This window comes from Gammaproteobacteria bacterium, from assembly GCA_029880545.1.
Classification (GTDB): domain Bacteria; phylum Pseudomonadota; class Gammaproteobacteria; order Acidiferrobacterales; family SZUA-150; genus JAOUOD01.
Genome location: JAOUOD010000004.1, coordinates 62,151 through 82,698 on the forward strand (window position 1 = coordinate 62,151; position 20,548 = coordinate 82,698).

22 protein-coding genes are annotated in these 20,548 nt (G+C 54.5%); 7 read left to right on the forward strand and 15 right to left on the reverse strand.

Annotated features, from left to right (window positions below; genetic code table 11):
• Complete coding sequence (locus OEZ10_05635; protein ID MDH5632461.1) at positions 1 to 144, forward strand: hypothetical protein; 144 nt, start codon at positions 1 to 3, stop codon at positions 142 to 144.
• Between the two features lie 98 nt (positions 145 to 242).
• On the opposite strand, the gene OEZ10_05640 is transcribed toward OEZ10_05635, so the two are convergent.
• The 13 genes from OEZ10_05640 to OEZ10_05700 form a co-directional block, all read right to left on the reverse strand.
• Positions 243 to 659, reverse strand: a complete 417-nt coding sequence (locus OEZ10_05640; GenBank protein ID MDH5632462.1) for a globin — start codon at positions 657 to 659, stop codon at positions 243 to 245.
• 197 nt (positions 660 to 856) lie between these two features.
• Positions 857 to 4,039, reverse strand: coding sequence for an efflux RND transporter permease subunit (locus OEZ10_05645; protein ID MDH5632463.1), 3,183 nt, complete (start codon positions 4,037 to 4,039; stop codon positions 857 to 859).
• 23 nt (positions 4,040 to 4,062) lie between these two features.
• Positions 4,063 to 4,443: a hypothetical protein gene (locus OEZ10_05650; protein MDH5632464.1), complete on the reverse strand. Its 381-nt coding sequence runs from the start codon at positions 4,441 to 4,443 to the stop codon at positions 4,063 to 4,065.
• Between the two features lie 2 nt (positions 4,444 to 4,445).
• A complete protein-coding gene (locus OEZ10_05655; GenBank protein ID MDH5632465.1) occupies positions 4,446 to 5,795 on the reverse strand; it encodes a TolC family protein in 1,350 nt (449 codons plus the stop codon).
• A gap of 118 nt (positions 5,796 to 5,913) precedes the next feature.
• Positions 5,914 to 6,336, reverse strand: a complete 423-nt coding sequence (locus OEZ10_05660) for a CopD family protein (protein MDH5632466.1) — start codon at positions 6,334 to 6,336, stop codon at positions 5,914 to 5,916.
• A gap of 2 nt (positions 6,337 to 6,338) precedes the next feature.
• The gene (locus OEZ10_05665) at positions 6,339 to 6,827 is read right to left on the reverse strand and encodes a DinB family protein (protein ID MDH5632467.1); all 489 of its coding nucleotides are present in this window, start codon (positions 6,825 to 6,827) and stop codon (positions 6,339 to 6,341) included.
• The gene (locus OEZ10_05670; protein ID MDH5632468.1) at positions 6,824 to 7,360 is read right to left on the reverse strand and encodes a TlpA family protein disulfide reductase; all 537 of its coding nucleotides are present in this window, start codon (positions 7,358 to 7,360) and stop codon (positions 6,824 to 6,826) included. The genes OEZ10_05665 and OEZ10_05670 overlap by 4 nt, the downstream gene beginning before the upstream one ends.
• Before the next feature lie 111 nt (positions 7,361 to 7,471).
• On the reverse strand, positions 7,472 to 8,671 hold the full coding sequence (gene hemW, locus OEZ10_05675; GenBank protein MDH5632469.1) for a radical SAM family heme chaperone HemW: 1,200 nt from the start codon (positions 8,669 to 8,671) through the stop codon (positions 7,472 to 7,474).
• A gap of 26 nt (positions 8,672 to 8,697) precedes the next feature.
• Entirely contained in the window at positions 8,698 to 9,033 is a 336-nt protein-coding gene (locus tag OEZ10_05680; GenBank protein MDH5632470.1) for a hypothetical protein, read from the reverse strand.
• A gap of 181 nt (positions 9,034 to 9,214) precedes the next feature.
• The gene (gene rdgB / locus OEZ10_05685) at positions 9,215 to 9,814 is read right to left on the reverse strand and encodes an RdgB/HAM1 family non-canonical purine NTP pyrophosphatase (protein ID MDH5632471.1); all 600 of its coding nucleotides are present in this window, start codon (positions 9,812 to 9,814) and stop codon (positions 9,215 to 9,217) included.
• Positions 9,811 to 10,527, reverse strand: a complete 717-nt coding sequence (gene rph, locus OEZ10_05690; GenBank protein ID MDH5632472.1) for a ribonuclease PH — start codon at positions 10,525 to 10,527, stop codon at positions 9,811 to 9,813. The genes rdgB and rph overlap by 4 nt, the downstream gene beginning before the upstream one ends.
• A 109-nt stretch (positions 10,528 to 10,636) precedes the next feature.
• On the reverse strand, positions 10,637 to 11,620 hold the full coding sequence (locus OEZ10_05695) for a protein phosphatase 2C domain-containing protein (protein ID MDH5632473.1): 984 nt from the start codon (positions 11,618 to 11,620) through the stop codon (positions 10,637 to 10,639).
• 18 nt (positions 11,621 to 11,638) lie between these two features.
• Positions 11,639 to 12,574: a serine/threonine protein kinase gene (locus OEZ10_05700; GenBank protein ID MDH5632474.1), complete on the reverse strand. Its 936-nt coding sequence runs from the start codon at positions 12,572 to 12,574 to the stop codon at positions 11,639 to 11,641.
• A gap of 159 nt (positions 12,575 to 12,733) precedes the next feature.
• Between OEZ10_05700 and OEZ10_05705 the strand changes: the two genes are divergently transcribed.
• From OEZ10_05705 to OEZ10_05725, 5 genes are all read left to right on the forward strand, one after another.
• Positions 12,734 to 13,600 (forward strand): YicC family protein, encoded by an 867-nt coding sequence (locus OEZ10_05705; GenBank protein ID MDH5632475.1) that lies wholly within the window; start codon positions 12,734 to 12,736, stop codon positions 13,598 to 13,600.
• 75 nt (positions 13,601 to 13,675) lie between these two features.
• Positions 13,676 to 13,900: a hypothetical protein gene (locus OEZ10_05710; protein ID MDH5632476.1), complete on the forward strand. Its 225-nt coding sequence runs from the start codon at positions 13,676 to 13,678 to the stop codon at positions 13,898 to 13,900.
• A gap of 54 nt (positions 13,901 to 13,954) precedes the next feature.
• Positions 13,955 to 14,716, forward strand: a complete 762-nt coding sequence (locus OEZ10_05715) for a class I SAM-dependent methyltransferase (protein ID MDH5632477.1) — start codon at positions 13,955 to 13,957, stop codon at positions 14,714 to 14,716.
• Positions 14,713 to 15,054, forward strand: a complete 342-nt coding sequence (locus OEZ10_05720) for a cupin domain-containing protein (protein ID MDH5632478.1) — start codon at positions 14,713 to 14,715, stop codon at positions 15,052 to 15,054. Before OEZ10_05715 ends, OEZ10_05720 begins: the two co-directional genes overlap by 4 nt.
• 20 nt (positions 15,055 to 15,074) lie before the next feature.
• Positions 15,075 to 15,560: a GNAT family N-acetyltransferase gene (locus OEZ10_05725; GenBank protein ID MDH5632479.1), complete on the forward strand. Its 486-nt coding sequence runs from the start codon at positions 15,075 to 15,077 to the stop codon at positions 15,558 to 15,560.
• Positions 15,561 to 15,569: 9 nt separating this feature from the next.
• Here OEZ10_05725 and OEZ10_05730 read toward each other — a convergent pair whose 3' ends face one another.
• Both OEZ10_05730 and OEZ10_05735 read right to left on the reverse strand, forming a co-directional pair.
• Entirely contained in the window at positions 15,570 to 16,877 is a 1,308-nt protein-coding gene (locus tag OEZ10_05730) for an amidohydrolase family protein (GenBank protein ID MDH5632480.1), read from the reverse strand.
• 85 nt (positions 16,878 to 16,962) lie between these two features.
• On the reverse strand, positions 16,963 to 19,653 hold the full coding sequence (locus OEZ10_05735; protein MDH5632481.1) for an EAL domain-containing protein: 2,691 nt from the start codon (positions 19,651 to 19,653) through the stop codon (positions 16,963 to 16,965).
• Between the two features lie 206 nt (positions 19,654 to 19,859).
• On the opposite strand from OEZ10_05735, the gene gmk reads away from it, so the two are divergent.
• Positions 19,860 to 20,471: a guanylate kinase gene (gmk, locus tag OEZ10_05740; protein MDH5632482.1), complete on the forward strand. Its 612-nt coding sequence runs from the start codon at positions 19,860 to 19,862 to the stop codon at positions 20,469 to 20,471.
• Positions 20,472 to 20,548: the final 77 nt, after the last annotated feature.

Below are 20,548 nucleotides of genomic sequence, written 5' to 3' on the forward strand. Positions count from 1 at the left end.
ATGAAACTGTTCAAATCAATGTTTATCCTGATGATGTTTGCCGTGTCCGCTGGCTTAACCCACATGGCGTCTGCGAATGCTGACACCGAGGCCCAGGCCTTGTTTTTCGTGCCAGCTGATTCCGATTGCGGTGCTGAAGACTGAAAACCGCGCGCCGGCTATTCGAACGAGTATCACGGTAGTACACGCGCTGTTGGCGTGGTGTACATTTCTCTTCCTGGGGCTTTCGAAGCCCCATTTTTTTACTTGCTGTAGCCTGACACCATTTCCTTGATTGCCGGCATAACCACTTCTTGCCAGTCTTCGCGAAGTTGCTCCGTGAACTCGGGATCGCATTCGGAAACGGTTTTCACCAGCGAGTCGATCCAGCTCGCATAAAGTGCCGGGGGAATATTGAGATTTTCTTTGCCATGGCTGGTCTTGAGCCGGGCAACGGCATGGTTTGCCATGGCATTGCTGCCTGTCGCATAGTTTAGAACCGTTCCAAGGCCGTGGCGCAGCAGCTCCTTTTGTTTTTTGAAATCTGTTTTGGCGAAACGTTTCGGGACCTCGTCGTTGCTGGCGAGAAAGATTTCATAAAAACGGTCAAAGAACCTGTCTCCCAGCAGGCAGCGACCAAAACTGTTATGCACCCTGGCGACGGTTGATTTCTCTACCATGAATAGTCACCTCAAATCGTTAATGTTCGTTATCTGCCCGGGTATTGCGGGTCCAGGCAGGTCAGAGGAGTCGCGTGTTGTTATTCTTTTGGCAGGTAAATTGTTCCTGCATCACAAGCATAGCAGGAATAACCCGGAACGAAAGGAAGGGAAAAGAGTGCACCCCGGCCCGATCCCGGGCCAGGGTGTGAATGAAGTTATTTCTGTTTGCCAGGGTCGACCTGGAAGTAAATAAGCGGGATGACAAACAGTGTCAGCACGGTGGAGGCAATGGTGCCAAATATCAGCGATACCGCCAGGCCACCAAATACCGGGTCGACAATAATCACCAGTGTGCCCAGGACAATCGCCATGGCCGTAAGCATGATCGGCCGTAACCGGGTCTGGCCGGCCTTCAACACGGCCTCCTGTACTGTGTGCCCGCTGCGCTGGTACTCGAGTATGAAGTCAATTAACAGCAGTGAGTTGCGCACAACAATACCGGCCAGGGCGATAACACCGATCATCGATGTGGCGGTGAAGTATTGACCCATAATGGTATGACCCGGCAGTACGCCGATGATGGTCAACGGAATTGCGCCCATTACAATCAGCGGGATCCCGAATGACCGGTAGTAGCCAACCAGCACAAGGTAAATCAGGATAATGGCGACACCAAAGGCCGAGCCCAGGTCGCGGAACACGTCCAGTGTCAGGCGCATTTCACCATCCCAGCGCAGGCTGTAGCCAAGAGCATCTGGCTTGGACATAAAGTATTGCTTGAGTTGAACGTCACCGGGCAGTTTGTGTTCACCCAGGTATTGCCACATCTTCAATACTGCATAGACCTGGCTGGTGGAACCCAGTTCGCCGGTAACGTAAACAACTGGCCGCTGATCCTTGTGCAGAATGGTCTTTTCTTCCTGCTGGGTACGGATCTCGGCAATGTCGGTCAATAATACCTGCCGCCCCTGCGGGTTGTTGAAAAAGATCTGTTTCAGGTCCGCGGCCTGGGTGCGGTCAGCAACGGGAATGCGGAACTCGATGGGAACCGGCTCCTTTTCGAATTCCATGCGCAGGCTGCCGGCCTTGTAACCGGCCAGGAAAGCATGCAGGGATTCGGCTACCTGGGCCGGGGCGATACCGGCGAGCAGGGCCTTTTCCCGGTTGACGACGATTCGGTAACGCTGGCTGTCATCATCCAGGCTGTCGTCAATGTCTACGACATCATCGGTGTGAGCAAAGACGTTGTCACGAATATCGGCTGCCAGTTTTTGCAGTGTCTCGTAGTCCGGGCCATAGAGTTCGGCCAGGATGGTGGCACGTACCGGTGGTCCCGGTGGATCTTCGACTAACTTGATATTGGCACCGGTCTCCGTGGCCAGCGCGGTCATGGATTCGCGCAAGTCCAGCACAACGTCAATTGATGACTGGCTGCGACTGTGCTTGTCGCGCAGGTTAACGCGTACTTCAGCCATGTGCGCGCCGCGCTTCAGGCTGCTGCCACGCAACAGGCCATTGAAATCGACAACACCGGGTTCGCCAACCGTGGTCTCGTAGGTTTGCACTTGCGGGTGCTGGCGCAAAATGTCACCAACACGTCGCGCAACCCGGTCGGTTTCTTCCAGCGCCGTACCGTTGGGCATGTCAATGGTGACGTTAAAGGTGTTGGTATTGTTCTTCGGCAGCATCTTGAACAACACCAGGTTGAAGGCGGGCATGGCCAGAACCAGAAGCATGGCTGTACCGACACCAATAAAGAAGCGCTTGCGTATTTTGGCGCTGCCCAGCAACGCTTCCATACCGCGCGTATACCACTGCTCAAGTTTTCCCTGGGAGTGGTCATCACCATGTCCCGGTTCACACTTGAGCCAGCGATACGCCGCCCAGGGCGCGACGGTGTAGGCGATAATCAGCGAAGTGATCATGGCCACCGGTACATTGAACGGAATCGGCCCCATGTAAGGACCCATCATGCCTGTGACCCAGGCCATGGGCAGAAACGCCAGGATGACAGTAAACGTGGCGAGGTTGGTGGGCCTGCCGATTTCATTAACGGCGTCAATCACGCCATGCAGCTTGTCCACACCCTTGCGCGCATAATGCCGGAATATGTTTTCGACAACCACGATGGAATCATCCACCAGCAAGCCAAGCGACAGGATCAGGGCGAATAGCGTAATCCGGTTGATGGATTGGCCGGTGACAAATCCCACGGTCAAAACGATAAACAGGATCAGCGGGATTGTCAGGGTAACAATACCGGCGGCACGCCAGCCGAGGAAGATCACCAGCAGTCCGACAACCGTGGCAATGGCAATGGCCAGGTGCTCCATGAGTACGTTGACTGCATCTCGAGCACGGGCGCCATCATTTCGGGTAATATTGACCGAGACATCATCGGGCACGATGCTGGTGCGAATGGTTTCCAGCTGTGCCAGCACTTCTTCGGCCACGGTAACCGCATTGGTACCGCCGCGCTTGGCGATAGCGATACTGATTGCTGCTACTTCGTAATCTTCCGGGCGCTTGCCATCATGCGCCGGGCCATATCCGATGCGATGAACCGTATCAATTTCGCCCGGGCCGTCTGTTACCGCGGCGATGTCCTTGAGATATACCGGCCGGTGTTCGCGCAGGCCCACCACCAGCAGGCCGACATCCCTGGCATTTCTCAACGAGCCGCCGGCAGATACTGTAGTTACGCGGTTATGGTTGACCAGGCTGCCAGAGGGAATATCGATATTGGTGGCTTCCAGTGCCTGGCGAATTTCCAGCAGGCTGATGTTGAAGCGTTTCATGCGGTCGAGATCCAGGTCGACATTGATCTGCCGCGGACGACCGCCGTGTATAAACGATATCGATACGTTGTCCATGCGTCGCAGGTATTCGAGTACGTCGTTTCCTGTCTGGCGCAACTGATAGTCATCACGCGTCTGCGATGACAGCGATATGGTCAGGATCGGAACGTCATTGACGTCGACGGGTTTGATCAGGGGCTGTTGTGTGCCGGGTGGCATGCGATCAAGGTTGCTCATGATCCGGTCATAAAGCTTGACCAGTGAGTCTTCCATGTTTTCGCCAACATAAAACTGCGCGCTGACAACGCCAACAGAGTCCATGGCCATGCCGTAGGTATGCTCAACGCCGTTCATGCCCTGCAATATGGCTTCGAGCGGCTTGACAATCAGTTGTTCGATTTCCCTCGGCGTGGCGCCGGGCTTGGCAATAATAATGTTGGCTGCCGGTACAACAATTTGTGGGTTTTCCTCGCGCGGCGTGAAAATAAAGGCGAGCACGCCGGTAATCAGCGAAAAGACAATAATCAGCAGCGTCAGCTTGTTGTTGACAAAAGCCCGGGTCACGCGCCCGGCAATATTCAAAGATGTATCGTTGGACATGACTGAATTCCTTGTTGCCGGGTTCAACGGGCTACCGTGATCGGGCTGCCGTCGCGCACTTCGTTCAATGAGCCGGTTACCAGTGTTTCGCTGCCGTTCAGACCGCTGAGCACCTGTTGCTGGTCGCCATGGACTTTTCCGGGCCGGATCATGCGAAACCGCGCCTGGCCATTATCGAATACAAACACCCCGGGTGTACCGTTTCTCGAGACAATTCCGGACCGTGGTACCGTCAAGGTGCCGTTGCCATTGTCCGAAAGCACGGTTGTGGATCGTTCAAGTGTCGGTAGCGGCGTTGAGGATGTAACCCTGGTATCGTGTCCGCAGCCGCTGACGAACAGGGTTGTACCCAGCATTGTCAGTATCATGGCTAGTTGTGTATGAATACGGTTATGTAGCTGCATGATTATTCTCCCTTGGTGGCCGCGGAATTACCAACAGCGAGTGCCAGTGCAGCGTCAGCCAGTTCGTATTCGAGTCCCGCTGACAACGCCTCGGTCCTGGTTTGCACAAGCGCGGCTTCAGCTTGCAGCAGGTCAATGAGAATGGTGCGGCCCTGGCCGTACCGACGTTGTACTTCGGTTACCGCGGATTGGGCGCGACCAATTGTGTCATTGGCAATCAGCAGGCGGTCAGCAGCAATCTGTTTTCGGCTGATCGCGGTGCGTACTTCCTGCGCCACCTGCAGGCGTTTTTGTTCCAGTTGTTTGCCGGCTTCGGCCACGGCCTGGTGTTCGGCACGTATGCCGTAATAGTCGCTGCCGCCATTGAACAGGTTCAGTTGTACGTATGCGCCCGCATTCCAGGAATCGGCTTCGCCGAAGTCGCTGTCATAGTGGTCACGGTTGGCGGTCAGGCCGACCACCGGGTGCAGCTTGCCCCTGGCACCGCGCAAACGCGCAAGTGCAGCCTGTTCCTGTGCTTTCACGGCTGCCAGGTCAGGTCGTTGCGCCAGTGCCCTGGCTACCAGTGCATCAGCATCGGTGACGGCAGAAATGACCGGGGCAACCCAGCTGACCGGTGTGTACGATTGCCCGGCCTGGTTGCCGAGTATGGTGCTTAACTGGAGTTGTGCGGTTTCGCGTTGCTGACGAGCCTGGGCCAGCGCGCCTTTCATTCTTGCCAGGAACACTTCGGCGGTCAGTTGATCAGACTTGATGATGCGGCCTTCGCGTGTCAGTCGGCGCGTGGTGGCCACGTGTTGTTCGCCGGCCTTTACTGCGTCGGTGGCAATATCAAGCCCGGCATCGGCCGCCTGCAGGGCACGGTAGGTGCTGGTGACCTGGTAGCGAACCAGGTCTCGGGTAAAGCGGAAACCCAGGTCACCGGCTTCACTCATTGCACGTGCGCCGGCAATGCCGGCGAGGCGCTGGCCGCCGGTATAGATGGGCCAGTTCAGGTTCAGTCGAGTGGTTTGCAGTGTAACCTCTTCAGGTTCGTTGAGGTTTTGCGCGCTGAAATCCGTAGCCGGGTCTACGCTTCGTGTCATCAACCGGGCTGCGAATACATCGAGCGGGTTATCGCTGTTCGTATGGAGGTAGTTCAGGTTAAGTTGTGGCCACAGGCTGCCCTTGGCCTGGCTTAGCCGTGCCTTGGCAGACTCGGCCCGGGCTTCGGCGCCGGCAATGACCGGGTTCTGGCTCAGGGCCTGGTTAATGGCTGCATCAAGGGAAAGGGTTTCGGCAGCGATAATGCCGGGGCCGGGCCAGAATACGGCCGCGACCAGCAAAGATTGCAAGGCAAGCGGTAGGCGCATGGATTACTCCTGTTAGTTAGACCATCTCCTTCCTTCCTGCCCTCTGCCGGCCTGTTTTTGTTGTTGCCGGTCAGGCTCGTGAATATAGGGGCAATTATTTCAAATTCAAGTGAATAATTTATACACCCCCAAAAGGCTTTAATTCCACCAGAAAAATTACGGCAAAAAGTATCAAGACCGGGAATTCATTAAACCAGCGAAAGAACACATGGCCGTGGGTATTGCGATCTTGCTTGAAGGCTTTCATAAGTTTTCCGCAATATAAATGATAGACAATGAGAATGATTACCAGTCCCAGCTTGATGTGCAGCCAGGCGCCGGTAAAACCATAGCCCAGCCACAGCCATAAACCAAAAACGATGGTCAGGATTGCACCTGGCGCCATGATGCCGAAATACAGTTTCCGCTCCATGATTTTGAAGCGCTCGATGCTGACCTGGTCTTCCGACATGGCGTGATAGACAAACAGCCTTGGCAGGTAGAACAGTCCGGCAAACCAGGTGACCATAAATATAATATGCAGTGATTTTACCCAAAGCATGTTCAGGCCCTCCATCGATAGTAGACAAAATCCATTTCCGGGCAGGGTGCACCCAGCTGCGTGCAGACCGTGCTGATCTGTCCGCGATGATGGACCGCGTGGGTCATTATGTGGATTAACCCGTCGGCGACGGCGACGGTTCGTTGGTTGCCCGCTGACGTGTAGGTCTGGTCGCCGGCGAACCAGGCATCGGCCTGTGTATCGAGCCAGTCGTGAATGTTATTGAACTCATCCACAACTGCCTGTTTCAGCTGATCCCAGTCGCTGTAAAGCAGCACATCATAACCGGTTGCCTTGTCAGCCTGATCTTGCAGACGATATTTCCAGTTGCGCGTGCACACCAGGATGTGATCAACCGTCTTGTGTATATCCCTGAAAAACAGGCCGCGATCTGCTCGGCGTTGTTCATCATCAAGCGTATCCAGTGACTTGAACAGTTCGTTCATGGCCCAGGCCTGGTAGCGGGCCTGGTCAACAAAATAGTCTTTCATTGCGTATTTGCCTTTATTGCCAACAGTGTGTTGATTTTGGATGTGATGGTATCAATATTCAGTGTACCGATATGCCGGTAGACGACCTTTCCGGACGGGTCGAGCAGAAAATGTGCCGGTGTTGCCTGGACCCGGCCGAATGCGGATAGCGTATCACCTTGCACGTCGAGCGCAACCGGCCACGGCATGGCCATCTTGTCGGCATAAGTGATAACGGCATCGGGACGATCGTAAGGCATGGCGACTGCAATCATTTCCAGCCCGTGGGGATGAAGTGCCCGGTACATATCAGCCAACTCGGGAACCTCACGGATACAGGCCCGACAACTTGTCGCCCAAAAATGTACCAGCAATGGCTTGCCCTTGTAGTCAGCAATGGTTGGCCTGTCGCCATTGATCAGCGTGAACCGTGTGCTGCTGTGGATGACTTGGTGCTCATTGTCCATTTTCCAGGAAAGCCAGAAAAACAGGGCATGTATCAGTACCAGGAGAGCCAGGAGTAAAAGCAGCTTGGCGGGTTTGTTGAAATGCATGTATGAAATGCCGAGTTGATTCTGTTATGGGCTTGTGTGCGATTACCCGGGCAAGTGAACCATGCTTGCGACGATCAGGCAATACAACCTGTTCGTGTGACACTGTGCCAACTACTCCAAGAACAGGGCAATAACATCGTTGAGAAATCGTCGGCCGGTCTCCGTCGGCCGGACATGATCATCATCGGAGTATTCCAGCCAGCCGCGATCAACAGCCTGCCTCAGAGGCTGCTCGATTTCGCTCTGACCCAGCCCCGTGTAATGCTCAAAGCCGGATATCGTGAAACCATTGGCCAGGCGAAGGCTGTTGAGCATGAACTCAAAACAAAGGTCGGCCCGGTTCAGTGTCCGGGATTCAGTTGTGCATTGTACTGAGCCAGCTGTTTCCATGTAGTCACGTGGATGCCGGCGCCGGGCAAAACGTCGTATGGTCCCCGGCGATGTCAGTTTGCTGTGGGCGCCGGCACCAATTCCCAGGTAGTCACCAAACTGCCAATAATTCAGGTTGTGTTGGCACTGTCTGCCAGGTAGTGCCCAGGCCGAGACTTCGTAGTTTTGAAACCCGGCTACAGCAAGTTCGGTGAAGAGCGCCTGTTGCATGTCCCACAGGGTGTCGTCATCTGCGACCGATGGCGGCCGGTTGGCGAACTCGGTGTTGGGTTCAATGGTTAACTGGTAAAGCGACAGGTGCGTCGAACGATAGGCCAGGGCGGTTCGGATATCAGCCAATGCCTCGTCGACAACCTGCTCCGGCAAGCCAAACATCAGATCCAGGTTTAGGTTGTCGAAACCGGCTGTACCGGCAGCCTCGATGGCCCGATGCGCATCATCGGCACAGTGTATCCGCCCAAGTGTCCGGAGTTTGTCGTCATCGAAACTTTGTACACCGATGGAAAGCCGGTTAATGCCGGCTTCGCGATAGGCGGCGAAGCGCTGGTTGTCACTGGCTCCGGGATTGGCTTCGAGTGTGATCTCGCAACCAGGCAGCAATGCCAGCCTGCTGCGCAACCCCTGGACCAGGCGCTGAACAGCGTTGCCACTCAGCAGGCTGGGCGTGCCACCGCCAATAAAAATGCTGCTGATGCGCCGGCCCCATATACGGGGAAGCTCCGATTCTAGGTCGCGCAGCAATGCATCAATGTATTCGTTTTCAGGCAGCGTATCTCTTAGTGGATGGGAATTGAAATCACAATAGGGACACTTTCGTATGCACCAGGGTACATGGACATAAAGCGAGAGCGGAACAACGGGGAACGATTCCATGGCGGCATCAACAGTATAGTCACCGGGATTATACTGCCATGCCCGCATTACGGAACAGCGGTGTTTACCAACTATCAGTTCAGGTAGCCGATACCTTTTATGGATTCATGGCGCTTTTTCATCAGGGATAATTGATGAATGGCACCCTTGTGACCTTTCCTGGCGGCCTTGTCATACCAGGCCATGCTCAGTTCCAGATCGCGTTTAACCGTCGAACCGGTTCCGTACATGTACCCGAGCTGGTACTGGGCATCGGTGTCACCGGCTTCGGCCATGGATTGTAGTTGTGCAATTGCATCACCGTGATTGCCGTTGACCATGTTTTTAATGAATTCCGATCCCGGATTATCGGCCGCGTTGGTTGTAGCGGTCATGCATAACAGGGACAGGATCATTATTGATTTTCTCATTACAGTTCCTTTTTTTGGCAAATAGTTTTTAAACCGATGGTTCTTTATAATCTAAAAGCCCGGGAGGCTGTTGTCATATTGTGCAAACTATTGTTGCAGAATTGAAAACTGCTATTTACGGCAGTAAAAAGGAGAAATCAGCTGTTGGCACCAATCGCGCCAAAGACAGTGACGGGTGGAATTACGTGTTTACACGAACCAGCAATTGGCAGAGTTGTTTCAATGCCTGGCCGCGATGGCTGATAGCATTCTTGGTGGCTGGGTCCAGTTCAGCCGAACTGCATTGGTGTGTGGGCACATAGAAAACCGGGTCATAACCGAAGCCGTTTTGTCCACGCGGCTCAAGCAGAATGCGTCCTTCCCAGGTTCCCTGGCAAATCAGCGGCGTCGGGTCTTCGGCATGTCGCATGTAAACCATCAGGCACTGGAATCGTGCGCCACGCTGCGTTTCGGGCACATCCCGAAGTGCGTTCAGCAGCTTGTTCAGGTTTTCGACATCACCGGCACCCTTGCCAGCGTAGCGCGCCGAGTAAATACCCGGCTGACCATTGAGAGCATCGACCTCAATCCCGGAATCATCGGCTATGGCCGGCAGGCCGGTGTGAGCTGCGGCATTGCGGGCTTTCAAAATAGCGTTTTCCACAAAAGTCAGGCCGGTTTCTTCTGCATCGACTACGTTGAACTGGCTTTGAGGCACAATGGTTATGTCAGTGTCAGCCAGCAGTGCCTGGATTTCCCTTACTTTGCCGGTATTGCTGCTGGCCAGCACGATATCACTCATCCTTGCAGTGCCTTTCGCTGTTCATCAAGCAGCCTGGTGATACCGGCTTCGGCCAGTTCAGTCATGGCCAGCATTTCTTCGCGGCTGAAAGGTTCGGCTTCAGCGGTGCCCTGGATTTCAATAAAGCGCATGCTGTCATCCATAACCACGTTCATGTCGGTCTCGGCATTGGAGTCTTCCGGGTAATCCAGGTCGAGTATCGGTGTGCCCTGGAAAATGCCCACAGATACAGAAGCGACCAGGTGCTTGAGCGGGTGTGCCGCCAGTGAGCCATTTTCCACCAGGTGGCTGAGGGCATCGTGCAGGGCGACACAACCACCGGTAATGGAAGCGGTGCGGGTGCCACCATCAGCCTGGATCACGTCACAATCAACGGTAATGGTGTGTTCGCCCAGTGCTACCAGGTCCACTGCGGCGCGCAGTGAACGGCCAATGAGGCGCTGGATTTCCATGGTGCGACCACCCTGTTTGCCTCGCGCGGCCTCACGGTCCATGCGCTGGCCGGTCGAACGCGGCAGCATGCCGTATTCGGCGGTTACCCAGCCCTGGCCGGTATTGCGCAGAAACCTCGGAACCTTTTCTTCGACAGTGGCGTTGCACAATACCTTGGTGCGACCAAACTCCACCAGCACCGAGCCTTCGGCGTGGCAAGTATAATTACGGGTTATCTTGATATTGCGCAGTTCGTCTGTTTGTCTGCCGCTTGGTCTCATGGGCCTTGTGCTCGTCAGGAATTTCGGGCTAGCGAGTGTAGCCAAAACACCGGGGGATTCCTACCGCCGCCACCCGGAGGATACCCGGGATTTGAAGTTTACCGACAAGCTATTTTTGGGATTTTTTCTTGAGAAAATCTTCCAGCTCGGCAATTTCACTGCCGATATCCTTGCGCTTGTCTGGGTGGGCGGGTTCGACTTCGGTTGTGGCTGAATCCGGTTCGTCAGCGGGCAGGTGGTCAGGTTCGGGTTTTGAAGCAGCTCGTCGGCGGCTTTTGGCCATAGCCTGTTCGCGCAGCACGTCTTCGGTGATTTCCGTTTTGAAACCCTTTTGCAGTGGTGGCTTGGTGGTGGCCCGATCCTGCCATTTAAGCGCAATTATGGAAATATTGTCACAGCCCGCACCCATCTTGTCTTCAACCGTGTGCAGGATATTTTCAACCGCCTCTTCAATAGATGTATTTTCCAGATGCGCCGCCAGTTGCGGCGATGGCAGTCCTTCCCAGACGCCATCACTGCATAACAGCAGGTAATCACCAGTGTGCAAGCGGGTTTCCTTGCCCAACGTGATTTTCGGCTTGTTACTGGAACCGATGCATTGGGTGATATGACTCTTTTGCGGATGAGTGCGAATCTCTTCCTTGGCGATCAGTCCTTCGCTGTACATACGCTCGACAACGCTATGGTCTCTGGTGCGCTCAATGACCGTGCCGCCACGAATATGGTACAGCCGGCTGTCACCCACGTGGGCCCAGTAGGCATAACCATCCTGTACCAGGCAGGCGACACCGGTGGTGCGAGGTTTGGCATTGTCCCCAAGCACGTCACGTTGTGCCAGTACATTGTGATGCGCACCGAGCATGGCAAGCGCCAGGAACGCTGACGGCTCCTTGATAAAGCTGTTCTTGATTCCGAGGTACGAGCGAATCACGGACTCGGTAAACACCTCGGCGGCCACGTCGCCACCGCGGTGGCCGCCGAGCCCATCGGCAAGCACCATGAGAATGGAATTCTCACGTTCGGCATAGGCAATGCGATCCTGGTTGCTTTTGCGACCGCCTTGCAGGGAGTATTGGGACAGGCTGTATATCAATGTTCAGTACCTTGATGTTTATTTGACCAACAGGCCCAGGGCCTTTTTGTACCAGGGGCTGGCGGCCGCCGGTCCCGTATAGTCTTGTTCGTTCAGGAATTCGAGCAATTGCCAGGCGGTTTGCGGCCTGTCTGCATGGTGCAGTTGCAGGCACCAGTCCACCGCATCCAGCAGTTGTGCACTGTAATTGCGGCCAAACGAGGTAATTGCCGCCGGTTTCAGCTTGTCCTTGACGATCCTGTCGGTCGCCGGTGGCGGCGCCTTGCCAGCCATGCACGCATACATTGATGCGCCGAGCGCGTAAAGATCGGACCACGGGCCAACAGACTTGTGCTGGTGTTGTTCAATGGGAGCGAAACCCTTGGTCAGGGTATGTGGCCCGGCGTTGGACGGGTCCAGTGCATCCCGCGCTGCACCAAAATCCAGCAATAACGGTTTGCCGCCCGGGCGCAGAAAAATGTTGGCCGGCTTGATGTCCAGGTGCAGCAGGTTGTTTCGGTGCAGTTCGTCCAGTCCCTTGAGCAATTCAGGGAACACAGTGCGAATGAATTTTTCCGACAGGCGACCATTATATTGCTTGATAAAGTGGCGCAAATCCTTGCCGTATTCATAGTCCATGACCATGTATACGGTGTTGTTGGCCCGAAAGAAATTGTGTACCCGAACAATATTGGGATGTTTGAGCGTGGCCAGTGCTGACGCTTCTTCAAGAAAGCGTTTGAAGCCGATGGTGAAGTGCCGGCGATGCTCCTCCGCGAGACAGTGAACCGAATCATCCCGGTTGCGACTGGCAATGGCGCCGGGCAGATATTCCTTGATGACTACTTGCTCGCTGTTCTCGAGATCGGTTGCCAGGTAAACCACGCTGAAGCCACCACCACCAAGCGTTTTGTCGATGCGGTAATGCTCAAGCAGCCGACCCTTGGGCAGCGCGTATTTGATTTTGGTGGCCATTACTTTCCGGGGCAATCAGGATTCATATATTAATAGATATACCATGACGCGGCCCCCGGCAATGGGTAGATGGCGAATAAATGAATGGCATATTTTTTCGCCCGGAATTCCGGTAAGGTTGTGGACTCCCCGAAAACCAGTGAAATACGAGGATCAGTCGTGGCCCGAAGCATGACCGCATTTGCACGCGTCCAGCGCAATACAGAATGGGGCGCCATGAGTATCGAGCTGCGCTCGGTGAATCACCGGTTCCTGGAACCGTCCCTGCGCCTGCCCGAAGACCTGCGCAGCCTGGAACCGGCTATCCGTGACCGCCTTGGCAAACGCCTGAACCGGGGCAAGGTTGATGTCGGTATTCGTTTCCAGGTGGGCGGAGAAGCGGCGCAAAGCTTTACAATTGATGAGCCGCTGATGAAGCGGGTGCTGGAAGCGGCGGCACTGGTGCAGGAGAAAGCGGATGACATTGCACCGCTCGCGGTCAATGACGTGTTGCGCTGGCCTGGACTGGTAATGCCACCGGATATTGATGAAGCAGGCCTGGCTGCCGCTGCCCTGGCGCTGGTTGACGAGGCGCTGGGCCAATTGCTGGCCGGTCGTGAGCGCGAGGGCGAGACGCTTAAACAGCTCATGGTTCAGCGGCTGGATACCATGACAGCCCTGGTGACCGGATTGCGCGACATTCTTCCTGAATTGCGCCAGGCTTATCGCCAGCGCGTGCTGGACCGGTTGGCTGATGCCAGGCAGGAAATGGACCAGGATCGGCTGGAACAGGAAATGGTGTTGCATGCACAGAAATCTGACGTGGACGAGGAGTTGGACCGGCTTGATACCCATATCAAGGAAGTGCGCCGGGTACTTGATCAAAAAGAACCCATCGGTCGGCGCCTGGACTTCCTGATGCAGGAACTGAACCGGGAAGCAAACACATTGGGTTCCAAGGCCAATGATGTTCGCCAGACAAACGTGGCAGTTGAGCTGAAAGTGCTGATTGAGCAGATGCGAGAGCAGGTTCAGAATATTGAATAATTGACTGAAACCCGTCGGTACGCATGACCTGGCAAGGAGTGATGCGCTTCCGGCACAGCAAGCGAGGACAGAATAATGAGATTCATCGGAATATTGGCAATACTTGCCGGTATCATATTGATTGCACTAAAGCTGGCGGCATTTGCGCACCCGGCATTGGCGGTCATTGATACATGGGGAGCCATGATCGGTTGGGTTATACGAGGCAGTCTCATTGTTGCCGGCCTGGTCCTGGTGGTGATTGGTCGTCCGAAAAGACGTCGTAAGGATATTTCGGACGAAGAAACTATCATGCTGTAATCGGGTTGCCGGGGACCTGTTTTGCATCCGGTTTTGATCCCGGGCCGCCTTTGCATGATGAATGCAACATTTAAAGATCATTTCTCGGGCCACGCCGGGGACTACCGGCAATTCCGCCCCGATTACCCGCAAGCGCTTTTTTCATACCTGGCAGGTATTGCGCCAACACGTGAGCGGGCATGGGATTGTGCGACCGGTAACGGCCAGGCCGCCGTGTCATTGGCATCCTGGTTTGGCGATGTTATCGCTACCGATGCCAGTGCCGAGCAGGTTGCCAGCGCGACGGTGGTTGACGGTGTCAGCTACCGGGTTGCCAGTGCCGAGAATTCCGGGATCAGCACTGAGAGTATTGATCTTGTCACTGTTGCCCAGGCGCTGCACTGGTTTGATCTTGAAGGCTTTGCCAACGAGGTTCAGCGCGTACTAAAGCCCGGCGGTATTCTTGCTTGCTGGACCTATGATCTGCTGCGTATTACGCCGGAACTCGATGCTCTGACTGCACAGTTATACGGTCCCGTATTAAAGGAGTACTGGCCTGCCGAGCGCAAGCTGATAGACAGCGGCTATCGAACCATTACCTTGCCCTTGAAAGAATTGCCGGCGCCGGACTTTGTCATGACTTCGCGCTGGGGTCTTGATCACCTGCTGGGCTACCTGGCCACCTGGTCAGCGGTGAAACGCTGCCAGCGTGCCACCGGTGCTGATGCTGTTGCACAAATGGCCGATCAGTTCAGGGAAGCATGGGGCGATACCGACAAACGTCAGGTAGAATGGCCGTTGTCCGTACGAATCTGGCAGAAGGGTGATCAGGCATGAGTGTCGTGAACCGGGACAAGGCGGAGCATTATCATTGGGGTGATGGCGCGGACGGCTGGCACCTGCTGAAAACCGATGCCATGAGCGTTATCGAGGAGCGCCTGCCTCCCGGAATGCATGAACAACGCCATTTTCACTCACTGGCACAACAATTTTTTTACGTGCTTGAAGGTAGTGCGACGTTTGAGCTGAATGGCGAAGTATTTGAATTGGCCCGTGGCGACGGTTTGCATGTACCGGCTCAAACACCGCACCAGGTGTTCAACCGGTCGGAACAGGATTTGCGGTTCCTGGTGATTTCACAACCAAAAAGCCATGGTGACCGTACCAATTTGTAAAGAGTATCCGGGTAGTTGATATGTTGCAGATAGTTCGCGCCGATCTCGGCGATTCATCCCATGCCGAAGCATTGGTGTACCTGTTAAATGCCTATGCCATGGATCCCATGGGTGGTGGCGAAGCACTCTCCGATTTCACACGGGCCAACCTGGCGGACCGGCTTAATGCGCGCGCCGATGCCTATGCCGTCCTGGCTTATGATGACGATGAGCCTGTTGGCCTGGTTGTCTGTATTGAGGGCTTTTCGACCTTTGCCTGCAAACCGTTAATGAATATTCATGATGTTGTCGTGCTGGCATCGCATCGTGGACGCGATATTGCCGGCAAGATGCTGGCCGAGGTGGAAACACTGGCCAAAGAGCTGGGGTGTTGCAAGCTGACGCTGGAAGTGCTGGAAGGCAATGGCCCGGCGCAGTCAGCGTATCGGCGTTTTGGCTTTGCCGCCTACGAGCTTGACCCGGCCATGGGTCAAGCCCGGTTCTGGGAAAAGAAGCTGTCGGTATAACGATCCTGTTTATTCGGACTTGTAGACCACGCCATCTTTCATGACAAAGCTGACCTGTTGCAGCAGCTTGATGTCACGCAGCGGGTCACCCTTGACGGCGACAATGTCGGCAAATTTGCCCGCGCTGATGCTGCCAAGTTTGTCTTCCTTGCGCAGCAGTTTTGCCGCCATTACCGTGGCAGACTGAATCGCTTCCATGGGTGGCATGCCCGCTTCCACCATGTACTGGAATTCTTTTGCGTTGTCACCGTGCGCGGAAACGCCACTGTCGGTACCAAAGGCGATTTTCACGCCGGACTTGTAGGCTTTTTTGAAGGTATTCTGGATCAGCGGGCCAATGCTTGCTGCCTTGGGTCGTACCACGGCCGGGAAGAAATCATCCAGCCTGGCTTTTTCTTCCACCCACTTGCCGGCAAGTATGGTCGGTACATACCAGGTGCCGTGTTTTTTCATCATGCTCATGGTCCTGCTGTCCATGTGCGTGCCATGTTCAATGGAATCAACACCGGCGCGAATGGCGCGCTGCATGCCTTCAACGCCATGCGCATGAACCGCTACCATGAAGTTGTAGTCTTTTGCCGTGCCGACAATGGCATCAAGCTCTTCACTGGTGAACTGGGCGTTGTCACCACTGGTAGCCAGGCTTAACACGCCGCCAGTGGCGGTAATCTTGATCAGGTCTGACCCGTCTTTATAGCGTTGACGTACAGCCTTGCGTGCTTCTTCCGGACCGTTGATGACACCGTCCTTTGGGCCCGGATCACCCTTGAGTTGTTGATTGACGCCATTGGTGGGATCGGCATGGCCACCGGTAGTGGCAATGGACTTGCCGGCGGTGAAAATTCGCGGACCGGCCACTTCACCTTTATTGATGGCATTGCGCAGCGAGATGGTGACGTTATAGCGGTCACCCAGGTCGCGCACGGTGGTAAAGCCGGCCATCAGTGTTTTTTCCGCGTAACCTACGGAGCGGTAGGCATAGTCCGCCGCATCCATGAAAAAGCCTTCCGAGTAACTCTTCTTGCTGAACTGCAATGCCAGGTGGGTATGCATATCCATGAAGCCGGGCATGACCGTGCTGTTCTTGAGATCAATTACCCGGGCGCCGGGTATGGATACATAACCGGCCTTGATCCCGGTTATGGTGTTATCGTGAACAACCACCGATACCTGCTTGCGCGCGGACTGGCTGATGCCATCAATCAGGCTGCCCGCGTGAATCACGGTGACCTGACCGTTGTCCGGTGAGGCTGATACGGGAGTCGACAGGAAAACGACGGAAGAGATGACCAGGACCATCAAACAACGAAACTTCATAATATAACCACTTGTTTTTGTCAGCAGAAATCACAAGTGTAATTTTAAATGCCAGGAATTCAAGGCAGGCGAATGCAAACGGTTCTCAGTAGCCAGGCCGGTTTTCCGCCGGGTCCTGAAGCGGGTAGCGCACGTTGTCATGCAACAGCGATACGAATTCCGATTCGGGAACAGGTTTGCTGAAATAATATCCCTGTACTTCATCGCAACCGTGCTCTTTCAGAAACTGGATCTGGAAGAATGTTTCCACGCCCTCTGCGATTACCCGCATGTGAAGGCTGCGCGCCATGGCGATAATTGTCCTTGTCAGGGCGCGATCGTCCTCGTTGGCGGAAATATCCCGGATAAAAGACTTGTCGATTTTCAGTGTGCTGACCGGAAACTGCTTGAGATATCCCAGGGATGAGTAGCCGGTACCAAAATCATCAATGGAGATATGAACGCCGAGCCGACTTAGTTGATGCAGTGTCTGGCTTGTGGCCTCGACATCCTGCATCAAAATACTTTCGGTAATTTCCAGTTCCAGCCAGCCTGGATCAAGGCCGGTATTTTTCAGAACCTCGGCAACGGTTGCCACCAGCCCGGGTTGCTGGAACTGACGAGCTGACAGGTTGACCGCCATGCGCACCGCCGGAAAGCCTTGTTGTTGCCAGGCGATATTGCGCGCACAGGCTGCTTCCAGTACCCAGTTACCGACCGGAACAATCAGGCCGGTTTCCTCCAGTATCGGTATTATCTGTGCCGGGAGCGTGGTCTGGTTTTGCCCGGATTGCCATCGAAGCAGGGCCTCCATACCAACTACCTTTCCGGTTTGCAGGCAAACCTTGGGCTGGTAATGAAGCTCGTATTCCTTTCGCTCCAGTGCCTGCCGGAGCCGGGTTTCGAGGGCCAGTCGCTCGGGTGTTAACAGGTCCAGGTTTCTGTCGTAAAACCGGAAATTGTTTTTACCGCGGTCTTTGGCGTGATACATGGCGATATCCGCCTGGGCAACCAGTTTCCTGGCTTCATTGCTGTTTTCGGGGCACAGGGAGATGCCGATGCTCGCGGTAACAAAGAACTCCCTCGTGTTGATGTACATCGGCTCCTTGATGTTCCGGAGGATGGTTTTTGCAACACCGGGGATATCAGCCTTGTTGGCCACGTCCGCGAGGATCACTGCAAACTCGTCACCACCCAGGCGTGCCACCGTATCGCCGTCGCGTATCGAGTTCTGCAGCCTGGATGCCAGGATGGTGAGCATCTGGTCACCGGTGTCATGACCCATGGTGTCGTTAATGTTTTTGAAACGGTCGACATCGATAAACAGTACCGCGATAAGACGATCGCTCCATTCGCTGCGACCGAGCATTTGTCTTAACCGGTCAAAAAATACATTTCGGTTCGGCAGGCCGGTAAGGTGATCATAGTGTGCAAGATGCCGGAGCTTTTCTTCAGCCTGCCACTGTCTCGAGATATCCTTGGCGATATGCACGGACGCAATATACTTTCCCTTGTCGTCAAGAATCGGTGAGGTGGTCACGAGCAGCGACAGGCCGGCACAGGACGAGTCTATAGTGGCCGTTGCCGGCTTTTTGAGTTGCATCGTTATTGCGTGCGGGCAGGTGTCGCTATTGTGATTGGCGCAGCCATACAATTCATGACAGCGCCGGTCGACCGGGGTATTCAGGTTGATGGCAAAATGTTTTTTGAGTGCACTGTTGGCCTTGATGATCCGGAAATCCGGATCGATAACGCAAACAAAATCCGGAATCGCGTTAAACGTATCGCGCCACTCCAGCTCCCTGGTTTTTGCCAGCTGCTCAGCAATATGCTGCCTGGTGAGGTCTATTGAATAGGCAATGATACCCTTGGGATTGCCATATTCATCCCGTAGCAGGGACATCGAAAGGTGGCATATAATTGTTCTGCCGCTGCTGTGCCTGCACTCCACTTTTTCATCGAGTATTCCGTTTATTTTCAGCGACAGGATCATTTTCTTTGCCCGGGTCGAAGACTGTTGTCGGGGAAAAAGTGAGCTGAAGTGCCTGTCGACAATCTGGGTATCCGGATACCCGAACAAGTTTTCTGCGCCGGCATTCCATTGCTTGATGAAACCGCCCAGGTTCATGGTTATCACCGCGTCATGTATCTGGTTGACAAGCTGATCCTGTGCGCGGGTAATGGTTTCTTTTCTTCTGAGCTCCCACGTGTATTGTCGGATCAGCCATAGTGAAACCGCCAGCAGCAAAAGATTGGCTGAAAACAGGATGGCCAGCATGGCGGTCTGGTTCCTTTTTGTTTCAAGACTGGCCTGTTCAAAATCCGTAACCAGGTCATTGGCGACACGGGCAAGAGCCGGAATGTTGGATTCGATATGTAACAGCGCATACCGGGTATCCTTGTCTTCAATCGGGCTGTTAATAATGGTGATCAGGGCATTGTGAACCAGTTGCCAACGTTGTTTGAGATTATTCAGGCTGGGCAGGGTGCTCAGCGGTGCCTTGTCGAGCTCGCTTCCCGATACGTTGCCGCCGTGCTCGAGCTTGTACAATGCTTCGTCAAACTGGTTTATCAGGCCGAGCAGTTGCTGTTTCCTGTTGTTAAACGGGATGTTGTTGGTATGACTGTAGTAGCGGATTTGTTGTGCAATCATCCGTTGGCGACCAGCAACGTTGATTGCCGCTGCATCATTACGGGCGCTGGATGTGTAGGCAAAAATGACGGCAATGGTTGCAATAACGCTGCACGCCAGCAGGGCAAGTAACAGGCTGATTTTGTATCGTAGAGAGCCAGGCATGATCCGTCGCCTTTACAGTTGCAGTCCCGATTGATTCCGAGTCAATTGATTCGCAGGCCCAGGGAACGCGGCACTTTGTCCGCGGCTGTCAGATAAGCATAGTCTATTCCCATATAAATTGTAGTTTTGGGTAACTACGCGAGTCAACAGAAAAATCTTGCCCAAGTTATTGATTTTGATTGTATTTCGAGTACACTGCGCAGCCTATGATTGAGCGCGGCAAATTGATTATTCTTTCCGCACCTTCGGGTGGCGGTAAAAGTTCCCTGGCGAAAGCCCTGATAGACGGAGATTCGTCGGTGGCGGTATCGGTGTCACATACCACGCGCGCGCCGCGTCCTGGCGAGCAAAATGGCGTGCATTATCATTTTGTAGATATCGATGAGTTCAAAAAAATGATCGCCGGCGACCGCTTCCTGGAGCATGCCCGGGTATTCGACAACTATTATGGTACGTCGGTGGACGCGGTCGAGTCGTTGCTGGCCGAGGGCAAGCATGTGCTGCTGGATATTGACTGGCAGGGCATGCGCGGCATCAAGGCGAGGTTGCCGGAGGCTTTGAGCGTATTCATCTTGCCGCCTTCCCGGGATGAACTGGAGCGGCGGTTGCGTGGTCGTGGCCAGGATTCCGAGGAAATCATTGCCCGGCGTATGCGTGACGCCGAATCGGAAATGTCCCATTACCATGAGTTTGACCACGTTATTATCAACGATGATTTTGCTGCCGCACTGACTGACTTGCAGGCCATTGTTGCCGGCGAGCCCGGACGCCTGCGGCCACTGTCGCTGGACCCGCAGATGTTGCTGGCCGGCTCCTGAGTCCGCAGATGGCCCTGTTCCGGGCCATATTGGCGACTGACTTTTGTCGCCAATTTCAGTATGCTTGGCCGCTTTCC